Source organism: Pseudomonas sp. S2_A05, assembly GCF_054668485.1.
The window spans coordinates 4,959,743-4,974,802 of the sequence record NZ_CP162775.1; the positions used below are offsets into that span (position 1 = coordinate 4,959,743).

The window sequence follows — 15,060 nt, forward strand, 5'->3', positions numbered from 1 at the left end:
CTGTGTTTATTTTACGAACCGCGATAGGTCGAGAAACCGTACGGGCTCAGCAGCAGCGGGATGTGGTAGTGCTGATCGGTCTGCTTGACCTGAAAGATCACCGGAATTTCCGGGAAGAACGTCTCATGCTTGATCTTCTGGTAATACTCGCCGGTCTTGAACACCACGCGGTATTCACCGGCTTCGAATGGCTGTTTGGCCGGGAACAGCTCGGCGATCCGCCCTTGCTCGTTGGTGGTGCCTTGGGCCAGTGGTTGCCAGTTTTCGCCGACGTGTTTTTCCAGGGTGACGTTGATGCCCGGTGACGGCAGGCCGTTTTCCAGGTTGAGCACGTGCACGCTCAGCGGATTGCCGGCGGCCATCGTCAGGCTGGAAACAGCACTCAGGCCGAGGGCGGCGAGAGTCATGCGCAGGGTGGTCATGGTGGATCTCCTTAGTGGGAACGGGTGATGGTCAGGCCGGCTTTGTCGGCGGCGGCGCGGGCGCAGTTTTCGTCTTGCTCACCGCCGCCGGAACCGGCCACGCCCATGGCGCCGACCAGTTCGCTGCCGGCGAACAACGGAATGCCGCCGCCGAGCAAAAGCAATTCATCGAGGGTGTTGAGGTTGGCGGTTTCCGGGTTGCTGCGGGCGCGCTCGGCGAACAGCCGCGTCGGCGTCTTGGTCGACAGCGCGGTGTAGGCCTTGCGTTGGCTGGCGGCGGTGTTGTGCGGCCCGACGCCGTCACCACGCAACGTCACCAGCAAGTTACCGCCACGGTCGAGCACCGACACCGTGCCGGTGCAACTGCTCATCGCCTTGTCCGCCAGCCAGCGTGCGGTTTTCAGGTCGAGATCGGCGTGGCGCGGCAGTTCTGGCGTGGCACTTGCAGCGCCGCTGAGGCCGAGGATCAGGCTGGCGACAAGGTATTTGACGGTCATGTGCAGGCTCCGAATGGGAAGGTCTGCACCTTAACCGGCGCACTTCGTCAGAACCCCGTCAGGCGGATTACAAGTTTGTAATGGGCAACGGCGCCGAACACGCCTAGCCTGTGTGCCTGATCAATCGAGGTGTGCCATGCGTTTGCTGGTCGTAGAAGATGAAGCCAAAACCGCCAACTTCCTCGCCAAGGGTCTGGGCGAGTCGGGTTTCGCCGTGGATGTTGCGCTCAATGGCCTCGACGGCCGCTATTTTATCGAGCAACAGGAATACGACCTGATCATCCTCGACGTGATGCTGCCTGGCCTCAACGGCTGGCAATTGCTCCAGCTGATTCGCCAGCGCGGCGCCACACCGGTGCTGTTTCTCACCGCCAAGGACGCTATCGAAGACCGTGTGCGTGGTCTTGAGCTGGGCGCAGATGACTACCTGCTCAAACCCTTCGCTTTCGCCGAACTGCTCGCGCGCGTGCGCACGCTGCTGCGGCGCGGGCCGATGCGCGAAGCCGAGTCGTACAGCATCGCCGACCTGGAAATCGACGTATTGCGCCGACGGGTCAGTCGCGGCGGCCAGCGCATTGCCCTGACCAACAAGGAATTCGCCCTCTTGCAACTGCTCGCCAGCCGCCAGGGCGAAGTGCTTTCGCGCACGCTGATCGCCTCGCAAGTGTGGAACCTGAATTTCGACAGCGACACCAACATGGTCGAAGTCGCCGTCCGGCGTCTGCGCGCCAAGGTTGATGATCCGTACATGCCGAAACTTATCCACACCGTGCGCGGCGTCGGTTATCAACTGGAAGCGCCGGACGATGTGGAGTAAGTCGATCGCCTGGCGATTGGCACTGGCCTTCGCCATGGTCTGCGCGCTGGTGCTGAGCGCAATCGGCGTGTTTCTCTACCGCTCGCTGGCCTCGGAATTGGCCTTTCGTGATGACATGGCCTTGCTCGGTCGCCTCGAGCAAGTACGCGCCTTGCTCGCCGACAGCGACAGCCTCGACGCCTTGCAGGCACGGCCACGGTTGTATCAGAACATGCTCGGTAATCTCGACAGTCTGCTGCTGGTGCGCCGGGCCGACGGCTCCAGCGTGATCGCGATCAACCCGCGTCAGCGTGAACTGCCCGCGCTCAATGCATTACCGCGAGAGCAAATGCCGCAGCGCCGTGACGTGCTCACCTGGCAGGCCAGCGACGGCGCCGAATTGGCCTTGCTGTCCGGCCAGGCCCAAGGCCCCAACGGTGAAACCCTCACGGTGATCGCCGGCAAAGTGCTCACCGAGCGTGAGCAGATGCTCGGCAGTTATCGCCTGCGTCTGTACCTGTCCGTCGGCCTCGGCGCGGTGCTCGCGTTTGCTCTGGGCCTGTTATTGCTGCGGCGTGGCTTGCAGCCCTTGCATCAGTTGAGCGAAGCGGTGCGCAGTATCGATCTGCGCAGCCTCGATCGACGCCTGCCTACCGAGGGCACGCCGACCGAACTGCGCGAGCCGGTGCACGCGCTCAACACCATGCTGGCGCGGCTGGACGACAGCGTGCAGCGCCTGTCGCAATTCTCCGCCGACCTCGCGCACGAAATCCGCACGCCGCTGCACACCTTGCTCGCCAGCAACGGCCAGGCCCTGAACCATCCCCGCAGCACGGCCGAATATCAGGAAGTGCTGGCCTCGAACATGGAAGAGTTCGAACGGCTCAAGCGCATGGCCGAGAACCTGATGTTCCTCGCCCGCGCCGAACAGGCCGAACGTGCGCTCAATCTGCACACACTGGACTTGCGCAACGTCGGCGACGAGCTCTGCGATTACTTCGAAGCCCTGGCCGATGACCGCGACCTCCAACTGCAAAACCGCATGCACGGCGAATTGCTCGCCGACCAGCAACTGCTGCAACGCGCCCTCGGCAACCTGCTGGCCAATGCCGTACGCCACGCCGACCCCGGCAGCCTGATCAGCCTGCAACGCCGCGATGAACCGGGTATGTGCTGGCTGCAAGTGCACAACCACGGCCCGGTCATCGCGCCTGAGCATCTGGGCAAACTGTTCGACCGTTTCTACCGCGTCGATCCTTCACGTGCGGAACCGGGAGATTCGGGTGGGCTGGGTTTGGCGATCGTGCAGTCGATCATGCAGTTGCATGGCGGGCAAGTGCGGGTGAGGAGTGACGCCGACGGCACTGTTTTTGAGCTGGGGTTTGTGGTGGTCTGACGGCCTCTTCGCGAGCAGGCTCGCTCCCACAAGGAAACGCATTCCAACTGTGAGAGCGAGCCTGCTCGCGAAGGCGCTGGATCACACAATGGTGATTTCGGATCAGCGCAACTGATCCCGAAACTGCCCCGGCGTCATCCCGGTCCAGCGCTTGAACGCGCGGCTGAAGCTGCTGGTGTCGGCGAATCCCAGCAGATAGCTGACTTCACTCAAGGAACACTGCGGGTCACGCAGGTGCAGCAGCGCGAGGTTTTCGCGGCTTTGGTTGAGCAGGGTGTCGAAGCGACAGCCCTCATCCGCCAGATGCCGCTGCAGGCTGCGCAGGCTCAGGTGCAAGGCCTGGGCGATGCGCTCGGCGCTCGGTTCGCCTTCGGGCAGTTGTTCTTCAATGGCATCGCGCACCTTGCGCTCCCAGGTCAGCGGTTTGAGCTGGGCGAGGGTGCGTTTGAGTACGGCTTCGTTGTGCTCGGCCAGTTCCGGGTTGGCGTCGTCGAGGTGGCTGTCGAAGTCGCCGAGGGCGAATTCCAGGCGGTCTTCGGCGGCGGAAAAATACACCGGCGCGCGGAAGACTTTGTGCCATTGCTGGGCATCGCTCGGTTCGGGGCGGCGCAAGTACACCGCCAGCGGTGCGTAGTCACGGCCGAGGCGATTGCGGCAGGTGCGCACGTAGATCGCCGTAAATGCGTCGATGGCTTCGAAGGCCGGCGCCGGGTTGCCGGGCGGAATTTTCAGGCGAAATTGATAACGGTCATTGCTACGGCTCAGCTCCAGTTCCAGCGCATCGCTGACCACCGGGTGATAGCGCACGATGCGCTCGAACACTTCGCGCAAGCTGCCGCTGGCCACTAGCGCATAACCGAGCGCGTGGAACGTGGTCGGGCTGACGAAACGCGACACGCGCAAGCCCAGCGCCGGGTCGCCGCTGGCTTCAACGGCGAGCGCCCACAGGCGCGTGGTACCGGATAGCGGATAGCGCGCATTGGGGTCGTCCATCAGCGTAGGGTCGAGCCCGGCCTGTTGGCACAAGGCAAGGCTGTCCAGCCCGAGCGCGTCGAGTTGTTTGCGCAAGGCGCGAGTCCAGCTGGCGAGGGAGGTCGGTTCCTTCATGCGGATTGGCGCGTCCGGTCAACAGGTTGGCGTTCTTGGCTAGCGCGGATCGAACCCCGGCAAGGCACGATGCATTCATCTTAGACCCGAGGATGGAAGCATGGACGGTACTTCTGCAAGCCCTGAACGACTGAATGCGGCGCAGCGCTCGGCACATATTCGCCAAGTGGTGTTGGCCAAGGGTGCGCAATTGCGTGAGCGCTACCCGATTCTTCAGCGTCAGGATGCCCTCGGTGCGGGGATTCTGGCGTTCGCGCTGGCCGGGATGATCGGCTCGGCGGCGCTGTACATCACTGGCCATATGGCCTGGTGGGTGTGCCTGCTGCTCAACGGGTTTTTCGCCTCGCTGACCCATGAGCTGGAACACGACCTGATCCACAGCATGTACTTCCGCAAGCAGCGCGTGCCGCACAACCTGATGATGGGCCTGGTCTGGCTGGCGCGACCGAGCACGATCAACCCGTGGATCCGTCGTCATCTGCACCTCAACCATCACAAGGTTTCCGGCACTGAAGCCGACATGGAAGAGCGCGCAATCACCAATGGCGAGCCGTGGGGGTTTGCCCGTCTGCTGATGGTTGGCGATAACGTCATGTCGGCGTTTATCCGCCTGCTCCGCGCCAGGACCTGGGCACACAAGTGGAGCATCGCCAAACGCGTGCTCAAGGTCTACGCACCGCTGGCGCTGCTGCATTGGGGAGCGTGGTACGTGTTTCTCGGCTTTCACGCGGCCAATGGCATCGCGCATTTGCTCGGCTCGCCCATCGAATGGTCGGCCACCACGCTGTCGGTGATGCAGGTGATCGATATCGCCGCCGTGGTGATCATCGGCCCCAACGTGCTGCGCACTTTCTGCCTGCACTTCATCAGCTCGAACATGCATTACTACGGCGACGTCGAACCGGGCAATGTGCTGCAGCAATGCCAGGTGCTGAACCCGTGGTGGCTGTGGCCGTTGCAAGCGTTCTGCTTCAACTTCGGCAGCAGTCACGGGATTCATCATTTCGTGGTCAAGGAGCCGTTTTACATTCGTCAGATGACCGTGCCGGTGGCGCACAAGGTGATGCGCGAGATGGGTGTGCGGTTCAATGATTTCGGCACGTTCGGCCGGGCGAACCGGTTTGTGCGCGGAGATGAGGAAGTGGTGTCCGGGGAGGCGGTGGAGGCCTGACAGATGCCCCTCACCCTAACCCTCTTCCAGGGGAGAGGGGACTGATCCAGCTGTTTATGCTGGATACATCGACCTGAAATTTCGAGCCGACCTCAGGTTGGAAAAGCATGAAGATCTGCTCCCTTTCCCCCTCTCCCTCAGGGAGAGGGCTGGGGTGAGGGGGGCTTTTGATCTTGGTTCAATCCGGCTGAAACGGCGAAGCACTGAGGATCACCCCGGTCTCTTCTACATACCGCTGCCAATGCCCGATCAAGTCATTGAGTTTCTGCGGCTGACTCAACGCCAGATCATAAATCTCCCCTGGATCGCTCGCCAGATCATAAAGTTGCCAGGTCGCTGGCCCGACCGGCCCGGGAATCCATACCGCTTTCCACGAGCCCTGGCGAATCGCCCGGCGTCCGAACAATTCCCAACCGGTGACCGTGTGCTCGTCATGCACCTGCGCGGTCTCGCCGGACAGGAAGCCCAGCCACGACTTGCCGCGCAGTGGCGCCACCGCTTTGCCTTTCCACTGTTTACCCGGATGCCGCACGCCAGCCAGATCGAGAATGGTCGGGGTGATATCCATCACCGTGCCGAAACCATGGCTGATCTGCCCTTTCAGCGGCAATTGTGGATAGTGCAGCAGCGCCGGCACGCGGATCCCGCCCTCGGTGGTGAAAGCCTTGAACAAGCGTGACGGCGCGGTTGCCACTTGCGCCCAGTTCGGCCCGTACCAGACGTAGGAATTGGCCCGGCCGATGTTGTCGAGGCTGTTGTCGTAATGCTGGTTGAGGTAGGTCATCAGCTCCGGGCCGAATTTGGGGAACGCTTCCAGCAGCGCGCCTTCGGCACCGTTGTCGGACATGAACAGGATGAAGGTGTTGTCGAGCTGGCCTTGCTGGCGCAGGTAATCGACGACCCGGCCGATGTTCCAGTCCATGCGCTCGACCATCGCCGCGTAGACCTCCATGGCTCGTGCGGAAATCTGCCTTTGTTCATCGCTCATCGCGTCCCACTGCGCGCTGAGCTGAATCAGCGGGTGCGGTTCGACGTCTGCCTCGATCAGACCCAGTGCCTTGAGTTTTTCCAGGCGTTCGAGGCGCAGCACTTGTGGGCCGGCGTCATAGCGGCCACGGTATTTCTCGACGATCTCGGCCGGTGCCTGCAGCGGCCAGTGCGGCGCGGAGAAGGGCAGGTAAGCGAAGAACGGCCGGGTCTGATCGCGTTCCTTGAGGTACTGCAGCAGCTTGTCGCCGAAGGCATCGGAGGAATAGAAATCCTTCGGCAACTCGTCAACAAACTGATCGTCCTCGATGTACAGCGCCGGGGTGGATTTCAGCAGGCCCGGCGTTTGCTCATCGTAGGTCGGCTCGAAACCATAGTGGTTGGCAGCGCCCGGCAACAGTGAAAACGAGCGCTCGAAACCGCGCGCATGGGGCGCCAGTTCAGCCTTCAGACCCAAATGCCATTTGCCGCTCATCAAGGTTTGATAGCCAGCCTCGCGCAGCAGCTCGGGCAGGGCGACGACGCGGTCATTCAGGTAGCCTTCGTAGCCAGGTTTGCCGATCAGTTCCGGGGTCAACGCTTCGGCCATGGTGCCGATGCCGGCGATGTGGTGATCGGTGCCGGTCAGCAGCATCGAGCGCGTCGGCGAGCAGGTCGGTGCGGTGTGGAAATCGGTCAGGCGCAGGCCGTTCTCGGCCAGCGCATCGAGGTTCGGCGTAGCGATTTCGCCGCCGAACGCACCGATGTCGGAAAAGCCTAGGTCGTCGGCCAGAATCACTAGAAAGTTGGGACGTTGCGGCATCGCGAAACTCCTGTTCAGCAGGCAATGAACGTCAGCGGCAGATCGCGGATCTGCACCGGTGCGCTCGGTTGGTAATGGTCATCACTGGTCAGCTCGTGCAGCAGTTCTTCGCGCAGCTGATGAAAGTCGTAACTGCTGCGCTGGCGCGGGTGCGGCAGGGCGATGTCGACCACTTGCTTGATCCGCCCCGGACGCGGCTCCATCACCACCACGCGATCGGCCAGAAAAATCGCTTCCTCGACATCGTGGGTCACCAGAATCGTGGTGATCTTTGCTCGTTCGCGGATTGCCAGCAGTTCGTCCTGCATTTGCTGGCGGGTCAGTGCGTCGAGGGCGCCGAAGGGTTCGTCGAGCAACAGGATTCGCGGGCTGGCGACGAGACCGCGAGCAATCGCCACGCGCTGCGCCATGCCGCCGGAGAGTTGATGCGGATAGGCCGCGGTGAAATCGCTGAGGCCGACCAGCTCGATAAAGTCTTTGATGCGTTGTTGTTTCTGCGCTCCGCTCAGCGGTTCATTGACCAGACCGAGGCCGATGTTGTCGGCGACCGTCAGCCACGGAAACAGACGATGTTCCTGAAAGACGATACCGCGCTCGCCGCCGATGCCGCTGACGGCCTTGCCATCGACACTGATCTGTCCGCGAAACTCGGTGTCGAGGCCGACCAGCAAACGCAGCAAAGTGGATTTGCCGCAGCCGCTGGAGCCGACGATGGCGACGAATTCGCCCTCGGCAATGTCCAGGTTGAATTCGCGAATCGCCTCCAGTTCGAAACCGTTGACGGCGAAGGATTTGCCTACGTGGTTGAAGCTGACAATCGGTGCGTTCATGCGTGTCTCCAGCGGGTCGCGCGAATTTCCAGGCGTTGGCCGATCAGGTTGAGCAGGGCGCCGGTGAGGCCGACCAGCAGCATGCCGGCCATGATCAGATCCATGCGCAACAGCTGCTGCGCGCCGATCATCTGGCTGCCGATGCCGCCATTGGACGGCATGAAATATTCAGCGCCGATGGTGCCGAGCCAGGCGTAGATCAGGCTCAATCGCAGCCCTGCGAAAATCCCCGGCGCAGCGCCGGGCAGCACCAGTCGACGCAGGCGCTGGCCGAGCCTCAGGCGCAGCACTTGCGCGGCTTCGTTGAGTTGCGGCGAGAGGTTGGCGACGCTGCGCTGGGTGGCGACGAACAGCGGAAAGAATGCAGCGAGAGCGACGAACACCCACTTGGCCAGTTCGCCGAGGCCGAACCACGCGGTGAGCAGCGGCACCCAGGCGAAAATCGCAATCTGCCGCAGTGCGGCGAGTGTCGGGCCGAGCAGGCGTTCGCTGAAACGCGACAGGCCGAGCAGCAAGCCCAGGGCGAAGCCGAGGCCGCCACCGATCAGCAAGCCGCCCAGGGTGCGGCTCAGGCTCAGCGCCATGCCGTTGACCAGCGTGCCGTCGAGTAGTCCGTCCCACGTCGTGCTCAGCACAGCCGCAGGGCTGATCAGAATATTCGCGTCGACCCACTGCTGATCATTGGCGTGTTGCCAGAGCGCCAACAAGCCCAGCGGCAACAGCCACGGTTGCAGGCGTTGCCAGCCCTGATAGCGCGGGCCGCGAGTGATTTGCGCGGTGGCCGGGTGCGGCCAGTGCACCAGTCTGCGGTCGAGCAGGCCGATGCCGCGATCCATGGCCACACCGATCAGACCGATGACCACGATGCACACGAACACGATGTCGAGCATGAACAGCTGCCGCGCCCAGACCATCAGATAGCCGATGCCTTCACTGGAGGCCAGCAGCTCGACCGCCAGCAACGAGGTCCAGCCGGCGGCGAGTGCCAGGCGCACGCCAGCCATGAACGCCGGCAGCGCAGCGGGAAGCACCAGACGACGAATCAGCAGACGCGGCGGCAGGCGCAACACGGCGGCGGCTTCGCGCAGTTTCGGTTGCGCATCGCGCACGCCAACCAGTGTGTGCAAGGTCACCGGCACCACAATGGCCTTGATCAGCACCACCAGTTTCAGCACTTCGCCGATGCCGAAGAACACCATGAACAGCGGAATCCACGCCAGCGTCGGCACCTGCGCCAATCCAGCGAATGTCGGAAAAACCAGGCGCTCCAGACGTCGACTGAAGCCCAGTGCGGCGCCAAGCACCGCGCCGGTCGAAACGCCTGCCAACAAGCCCCAGAACAACCGTTGCAGGCTGATCCACAAATGACTCCACAACTCGCCTTGGGCCAGTTCCACAGCGCTGCTCCACACCAGCGATGGCGCCGGCAGGATCTGCTCGCTCATCCACTGATTGCGCGCGGCCAGCCACCACAGGACGAACAGGCTGACGGGCAACAGCCAGGGCAACAGGCGTTGATTCAGGCTCGGCCAGGTGCGACGGCTTTTCAGCGGCGGCGCGGCCAGCGGCAGGCTGAGCAGAGATTGACGGGCCATGGGTGACCTCCGTTGTCGGGTTGCATGGCGAACCGCTTTTCATGTGGGAGCGAGCCTGCTCGCGAATGGCTGTTTCAGGCAGCACTGATGTCGGCTGGTATGGCCTATTCGCGAGCAGGCTCGCTCCCACACTGGGTTTCGTCATATATGAAACTGATCTAACAAAGTTGCGTTCGATGCTATCGGGAGATAAGCGAATCCATTTAAGGCTTGCCTGCTTACGCGCATCCAATGCATTCGAAGAATATTTTCGATGCTGTTAATGCATATCGCGCTGCACGCCGCACAACCACTTGCTTAGCTCATAAAGATATAAAAATGTGAATTTTTAGTATTTAAGCGAATGTAGCCAGTCAGCCTACTTTCGGCTCCTCAGCGATCAAGGAGCCGCACCCATGAACCTTCCCTTCAAACGAATCCTCAGCCTGTTTGCCGTCCCCGCGCTTGCAGGCTTTCTCGCGCTTGGCGCCCAAGCCGAGGAGCTCAAGGAAATCCGCATCGCCGTGCCCGACCTCAGCGCCGGTACGCAGCACAGCGGCGGCGGCATCGTCGATGTGTTGCGCGATCAGCAGATTTTCGAAAAGGCCTTCGCCGAGCAGGGCATCAGGATTCAGTGGAGTTTCTTCAAGGGCGCCGGGCCGGTGATCAATGAGGCGTTTGCCAACGGTCAGGTCGATCTGGCGTATCTGGGCGACCTTGCCGCCATCATCGGCAAGTCCAACGGTCTGGACACGCGCCTGCTCAGCGCGACGGCGCGTGGGGTCAAGCAATACCTCGGCGTGGTGCCCGGCTCGGGGATCAAGACCTTGCAGGATCTCAAGGGCAAACGCGTGGCGATCTTTCGCGGGACGGCGACGCAGCTGTCGTTCGATGCGGCGCTCGCCAGTCAGGGCCTGAGCGAGAAGGATCTGAAGGTCATCAATCTGGATTTCAACGCGGCGGTTTCGGCACTCGCGGCCAAGCAGATCGATGCCTCGTGGGGCAGCTCCGCGCTGAGTGCCTTGCAAGCCAAAGGCCTGGCGGAATTGCCGCTCAACACCAAGGACCTTGGCGGCGCTGGCAGCGTGCAGGCGGTGCTGCTGGGTAATGGCAAGTTTGTCGACGCCCATCCTGAGGTCATTGCGAAACTGCTCAAGGCGCAGCAGCAAGCGGTCGAGTGGCTGACGCAGGACAGCAACAAGGACGCCTATGTGCAGCTGGTATCAGGGCTGGCCAGTTATCCGCCGGTGATTCTGGCTCAGGATCTGAAGGACCAGAATCTCAGTGAGATTTTCCCGTCGACACTGGATCCGGTGTTCTTGAGCGGCCTGCAGGACAAGGTCGACCTGGCGGCGCAGCAGAAGCTGATCCGCAAGCCGTTCAAGATCAGCGATTGGGTGGCGCCTGAACTCTCAGCCGCCAAGCTTTAGATCTCCAGCGTCTTCGCTGCCCTCTTCGCGAGCAGGCTCGCTCCCACATTGGATGTGTACACAGGTCCTGTGTGGGAGCGAGCCTGCTCGCGAAAGGGTTTCAGACAGCGACGCTGACGTCCTGCCGATCCACCGCAATCAACGTCTCGATCATTGCCCTCGCTGCTGGTGATAGTCGAAACCCGGTGCGGCTGACGATGCCGCAACGGGCGTTCATGCTTTCGAGGTTCTGCGGCAGGTTGCGCCAGTGCAGCAGCACCAGCGAGCCCTTGGCGACATCCTCGGCAAACGCCTCCTCGGTACCGACACCTATCGCATTGGATTGCAGCACCACTTTGACCAGTGCCGGAAAGTGCTCGGTCTCGATGGTCGGCGAGAAATCGATGCGCCCGCTCAGGTTCGCCAGCAGCTTGCGAATGCCCGGCGGGATCAGTGTGGCGGCCAGCGGGTAGTCGAACATGTCGTTGGTCGACAGGCTTTCCTTGGCCAGCAACGGATGCCCCGGTCGGCAGAAAAACACGCCGCGCTTGGGCGTCAGCGGTTGCGTCTGGAAATTCGGGTCGGACTCGAAATGGCGGATGTCGGCGATGAAGAATTCGATCTCTTCGCGGCTCAGCGCACGGCTGAGTTTTTCCCAGTTATCCACTTGAAAACAGGTGCGCACTTTCGGGTGCGCATTGATGAACTGCGCCACCGCATCCGGCACCAGTTTCACTGCCGGCGCCGGGCCGCAGCCGAAGTGCACTTCGCCAGCGTCGAGCTTGGTCATCTGCGTCACTTCGGCGCTGAGCAAAGCTGCGCCCTGCACCAGGCTCAGGGCGTGTTGCAGCACCACCTGGCCTTCGGGCGTAGGGCGCAGATCCTTGTTGCCGCGATCGACCAGCACGCAACCGAATTCCTGCTCCAGCCCCTGAATGCTGCGGCTGAACGCCGGTTGAGTGATGCCCATGGCGTCTGCCGCACGGACAAAACTGCGGTGTTCGTTAAGGGCGATGAAGTAGCGCAACTGGCGAAGATCCATATGCTTTTCCGGCATCCTAAAAATAGCTCGAAGGCATTTGCGACGAGGGTTGCTTGAGGTTTTAAATGCAAGCTCTTATTCCGTCAACGAAGCATGTGATTATCTATTAGATGTAAATGGAATATAGATAGAGCGTTGTTTCGCTGCCGTCAAAACCGCAAGCCGTCGATGAGGGTCTTCCCATGAGCAATGCCGCACTCGCTGTAAAACCCGTTTCTCACGCGCTGGAAATTCACCCGGTGGCCGGTCGTATCGGTGCCGAAATCCGCGGCGTTCACCTGTCCGGTGAGCTGGACGCCGCCACTGTCGAAGCCATCCAGCAAGCCTTGGTCGAATACAAAGTGCTGTTCTTCCGCGAGCAGACGCAACTCGACGATCAGCGTCAGGAAGCCTTTGCCCATCTGCTTGGCGAACCGGTGGCGCACCCGACCGTGCCGGTGCGTGAAGGCACTCGCTACCTTCTGGAGCTGGACGGCGCCGAGGGCCAGCGCGCCAATTCCTGGCACACCGACGTGACCTTCGTTGATGCCTATCCGAAAGCATCGATCCTGCGCTCGGTGGTTGCGCCGGCATTCGGCGGCGATACGCTGTGGGCCAACACCGCGACCGCTTACAGCGGTTTGCCGAGCGAGCTGCGTGAGCTGGCCGACAAACTGACCGCTGTGCACAGCAACGAGTACGACTACGCCGGGGCGAAGCCGGACGTCTCGGCAGAGAAGCTGGAGCGCTATCGCAAAGTCTTCACCTCGACCGTCTACGAAACCGAGCACCCGGTGGTGCGCGTGCACCCGATCAGCGGCGAGAAGAGCTTGCTGCTGGGGCATTTCGTCAAACGCATCAAAGGTTATTCACAGGCCGATTCGGCACACCTGTTCGGCTTGCTGCAGAGCCATGTGATCCGCCAGGAAAACACCGTGCGCTGGCGCTGGCAGGCTGGAGATGTGGCGATCTGGGACAACCGCTCGACGCAGCATTACGCGATTGATGATTACGGCACCCAGGATCGCGTGGTGCGCCGGGTGACGCTCAAGGGCGAGGTGCCGGTGGGGGTGAATGGGCAGCGCAGCCAGACCATCAAAGGTCGTGATTGAAGATCAAGAGCCCCTCACCCCAGCCCTCTCCCAGAGGGAGAGGGAGCCGACCGAGTTATCTCGCGTTATGCATCGACCTGAAAGACCTTATCGATTATGGATTCGGTGAAGCTGGATCAGGTCGGTGCACCTCTGAAATATCCCCCATTCAGTCCCCTCTCCCTCCGGGAGAGGGTTAGGGTGAGGGGCTCTTCCCGCTACCAAACACCAATCTGAACAACCTTCTCGGTTTCCGGTTCGCCATAACGAAACCGCTGCCCGCGCAAATCGATCTCCGGATGGCTGATCGTCGTCCGCCGCTTCAACCCCCTCAGCCACTCAAACAGATATCCGGCATGCTCCTCGCACACCGCCGCGTATGCCGGGTCCTCACCCAGATCATTCAGCTCCTGCGGATCATTCAACAGATCAAACAGCTGCGGTCTAAACCCGTCGTACGCCAGGTATTTCCAGCGCTCGCTGCGCACCATGGTCATGCGGCAACGGTCGATCGGCTGGCCGAGACGTTCCCGCGCCGGGGCCTGGAAGGCGTAGTCGTATTCGCTGATTGCATAGCGGCGCCAATCGGGATTTTCCCCGTGCAGCAACGGGATCAATGAACGCCCTTCAAGCCGATGCTCTGCTGCCGGCAATCCCAGTGCTTGAAGAAATGTCGGCAGCGCATCGATGGTTTCTGCCAAGCGCTCATCGACAGTGCCGCGAGTGACATCCGCCGCCCCCCGAGGATCGCGCACGATCAACGGCACACCCACCGCCTGCTCGAGCAAAAACTCCTTCTCGCCGAGCCAATGATCGCCGAGGAAATCGCCGTGATCGCTGGTGAACACGATCAACGTGTCATCCCAGCGCCCGTTGCTCTGTAGAAAATCGAACAGTCTCCCCAACTGATCATCCACTTGCTTGATCAGGCCCATGTAGGTGGGGATTACATTCAATCGTACTGAATCGCGGGAGAAGTTGCGGCTTTCCTCATGTTGGCGAAAGGCAGTGTATACGGGGTGTTTGCTGGCTTCGGAGAGCGTCGCGCGGATCGGTTGCAGAATCGATTTCGTACTGTACAAGGCGTGGTATGGCGACGGTACGATATATGGCCAATGTGGTTTGATGTACGAGAGGTGTAAACACCAGGATTTCTCGCCTTGCTCAGCGATGAAGTCGATGGCCCGAGTTGTAGTGTAGACGGTCTCTGAGTGTTGCTCGGGAATTCGTGCTGGCAAATTCGCATGACGCATTTTCCAGCCGCTGAGGATTTCACCGTTCTCGCCTTCGGCGGCATTCGCCCAGTCGTGCCAGGGATTCTTGCCATCGAAGCCCTGCGCGCGCAGGTATTGGGTATAGGGCGCGGATTCGCGCTTGTCGTCGAATGACGGATCGTCGGGGTAGATGCCGTCGTGGCGCAGGTACGGTTCGAAGCCGACCTCATTGAGCAACTCGGCTTGCGCGCTTTGCGGGTTGATCGCCAGCCGCTGCAAGGCGTCGACATTGGCCGTCGCATGGGTCTTGCCGACCAGCGCGGTGCGGATGCCGTGAGGTCGCAGGTAATCGCCGATCGTCAATTCATCCAGCGGCAACGGCACCGAGTTCCAGGCCACTTGATGACTGCTGACATAGCGCCCGGTGTAGGCCGACATCCGCGACGGGCCGCAGATCGTACCTTGGGTGTAGGCACGGCTGAAACGAACGCCTTCGGCAGCGAGGCGATCGATGTTCGGTGTGTGCAGATGCGGGTGGCCGTAGCAGGACAGGTAATCGCGGCGCAGTTGATCGCACATGATGTACAGCACGTTGCGCACGGGGTTGGATGGGGTGGGCATGGAGTTCACCGGTCAGTGGGACAGGTGAGGGTTTTCGCTGTCGGTGGGGGTTTTCGGCAAGTGCATTTGGGGAATGGTTTTTATGCAGCGATTGCATCAGCCTCTTCGCGAGCAGGCTCGCT

13 protein-coding genes are annotated in these 15,060 nt (G+C 61.5%); 5 read left to right on the forward strand and 8 right to left on the reverse strand.

The annotated features are described in order from the left end of the window. Window positions 1–11: 11 nt before the first annotated feature. Window positions 12–422 (reverse strand): hydroxyisourate hydrolase, encoded by a 411-nt coding sequence (gene uraH / locus AB4O12_RS22565; RefSeq protein ID WP_056786996.1) that lies wholly within the window; start codon window positions 420–422, stop codon window positions 12–14. Window positions 423–433: 11 nt separating this feature from the next. Then, window positions 434–919, reverse strand: a complete 486-nt coding sequence (locus AB4O12_RS22570) for a GlcG/HbpS family heme-binding protein (RefSeq protein ID WP_041477439.1) — start codon at window positions 917–919, stop codon at window positions 434–436. Window positions 920–1,055: 136 nt separating this feature from the next. On the opposite strand from AB4O12_RS22570, the gene AB4O12_RS22575 reads away from it, so the two are divergent. Both AB4O12_RS22575 and AB4O12_RS22580 read left to right on the forward strand, forming a co-directional pair. Beyond that, window positions 1,056–1,736, forward strand: a complete 681-nt coding sequence (locus tag AB4O12_RS22575; RefSeq protein WP_041477440.1) for a heavy metal response regulator transcription factor — start codon at window positions 1,056–1,058, stop codon at window positions 1,734–1,736. Further along, on the forward strand, window positions 1,726–3,111 hold the full coding sequence (locus AB4O12_RS22580; RefSeq protein WP_460059757.1) for a heavy metal sensor histidine kinase: 1,386 nt from the start codon (window positions 1,726–1,728) through the stop codon (window positions 3,109–3,111). The genes AB4O12_RS22575 and AB4O12_RS22580 overlap by 11 nt, the downstream gene beginning before the upstream one ends. Window positions 3,112–3,213: 102 nt before the next feature. On the opposite strand, the gene AB4O12_RS22585 is transcribed toward AB4O12_RS22580, so the two are convergent. Continuing rightward, a complete protein-coding gene (locus AB4O12_RS22585) occupies window positions 3,214–4,218 on the reverse strand; it encodes an AraC family transcriptional regulator (protein WP_460059758.1) in 1,005 nt (334 codons plus the stop codon). Window positions 4,219–4,318: 100 nt separating this feature from the next. Between AB4O12_RS22585 and AB4O12_RS22590 the strand changes: the two genes are divergently transcribed. Beyond that, window positions 4,319–5,389 carry a fatty acid desaturase gene (locus tag AB4O12_RS22590; protein ID WP_460059759.1) on the forward strand — a complete coding sequence of 357 codons (1,071 nt, stop codon included), beginning with the start codon at window positions 4,319–4,321 and terminating at the stop codon, window positions 5,387–5,389. A 178-nt stretch (window positions 5,390–5,567) separates the two neighbouring features. On the opposite strand, the gene AB4O12_RS22595 is transcribed toward AB4O12_RS22590, so the two are convergent. Genes AB4O12_RS22595 through AB4O12_RS22605 form a run of 3 tightly spaced genes read right to left on the reverse strand, consistent with a single transcriptional unit; the run spans window position 5,568 to window position 9,603 of the window. Beyond that, complete coding sequence (locus tag AB4O12_RS22595; protein WP_353188854.1) at window positions 5,568–7,178, reverse strand: arylsulfatase; 1,611 nt, start codon at window positions 7,176–7,178, stop codon at window positions 5,568–5,570. 14 nt (window positions 7,179–7,192) lie between these two features. Then, window positions 7,193–8,008, reverse strand: a complete 816-nt coding sequence (locus AB4O12_RS22600) for an ABC transporter ATP-binding protein (protein WP_041477445.1) — start codon at window positions 8,006–8,008, stop codon at window positions 7,193–7,195. Beyond that, the gene (locus tag AB4O12_RS22605) at window positions 8,005–9,603 is read right to left on the reverse strand and encodes an ABC transporter permease (RefSeq protein WP_252877225.1); all 1,599 of its coding nucleotides are present in this window, start codon (window positions 9,601–9,603) and stop codon (window positions 8,005–8,007) included. Before AB4O12_RS22605 ends, AB4O12_RS22600 begins: the two co-directional genes overlap by 4 nt. A gap of 395 nt (window positions 9,604–9,998) precedes the next feature. On the opposite strand from AB4O12_RS22605, the gene AB4O12_RS22610 reads away from it, so the two are divergent. Next, window positions 9,999–11,012: an ABC transporter substrate-binding protein gene (locus AB4O12_RS22610; RefSeq protein WP_460059760.1), complete on the forward strand. Its 1,014-nt coding sequence runs from the start codon at window positions 9,999–10,001 to the stop codon at window positions 11,010–11,012. A gap of 100 nt (window positions 11,013–11,112) precedes the next feature. Here AB4O12_RS22610 and AB4O12_RS22615 read toward each other — a convergent pair whose 3' ends face one another. Beyond that, complete coding sequence (locus tag AB4O12_RS22615; protein WP_041477448.1) at window positions 11,113–12,033, reverse strand: LysR family transcriptional regulator; 921 nt, start codon at window positions 12,031–12,033, stop codon at window positions 11,113–11,115. A 182-nt stretch (window positions 12,034–12,215) separates the two neighbouring features. Between AB4O12_RS22615 and AB4O12_RS22620 the strand changes: the two genes are divergently transcribed. After that, complete coding sequence (locus AB4O12_RS22620; RefSeq protein WP_056787022.1) at window positions 12,216–13,124, forward strand: TauD/TfdA dioxygenase family protein; 909 nt, start codon at window positions 12,216–12,218, stop codon at window positions 13,122–13,124. A gap of 197 nt (window positions 13,125–13,321) precedes the next feature. Here AB4O12_RS22620 and AB4O12_RS22625 read toward each other — a convergent pair whose 3' ends face one another. Further along, window positions 13,322–14,938 carry an alkaline phosphatase family protein gene (locus tag AB4O12_RS22625; protein WP_460059762.1) on the reverse strand — a complete coding sequence of 539 codons (1,617 nt, stop codon included), beginning with the start codon at window positions 14,936–14,938 and terminating at the stop codon, window positions 13,322–13,324. Window positions 14,939–15,060 lie beyond the last annotated feature (122 nt).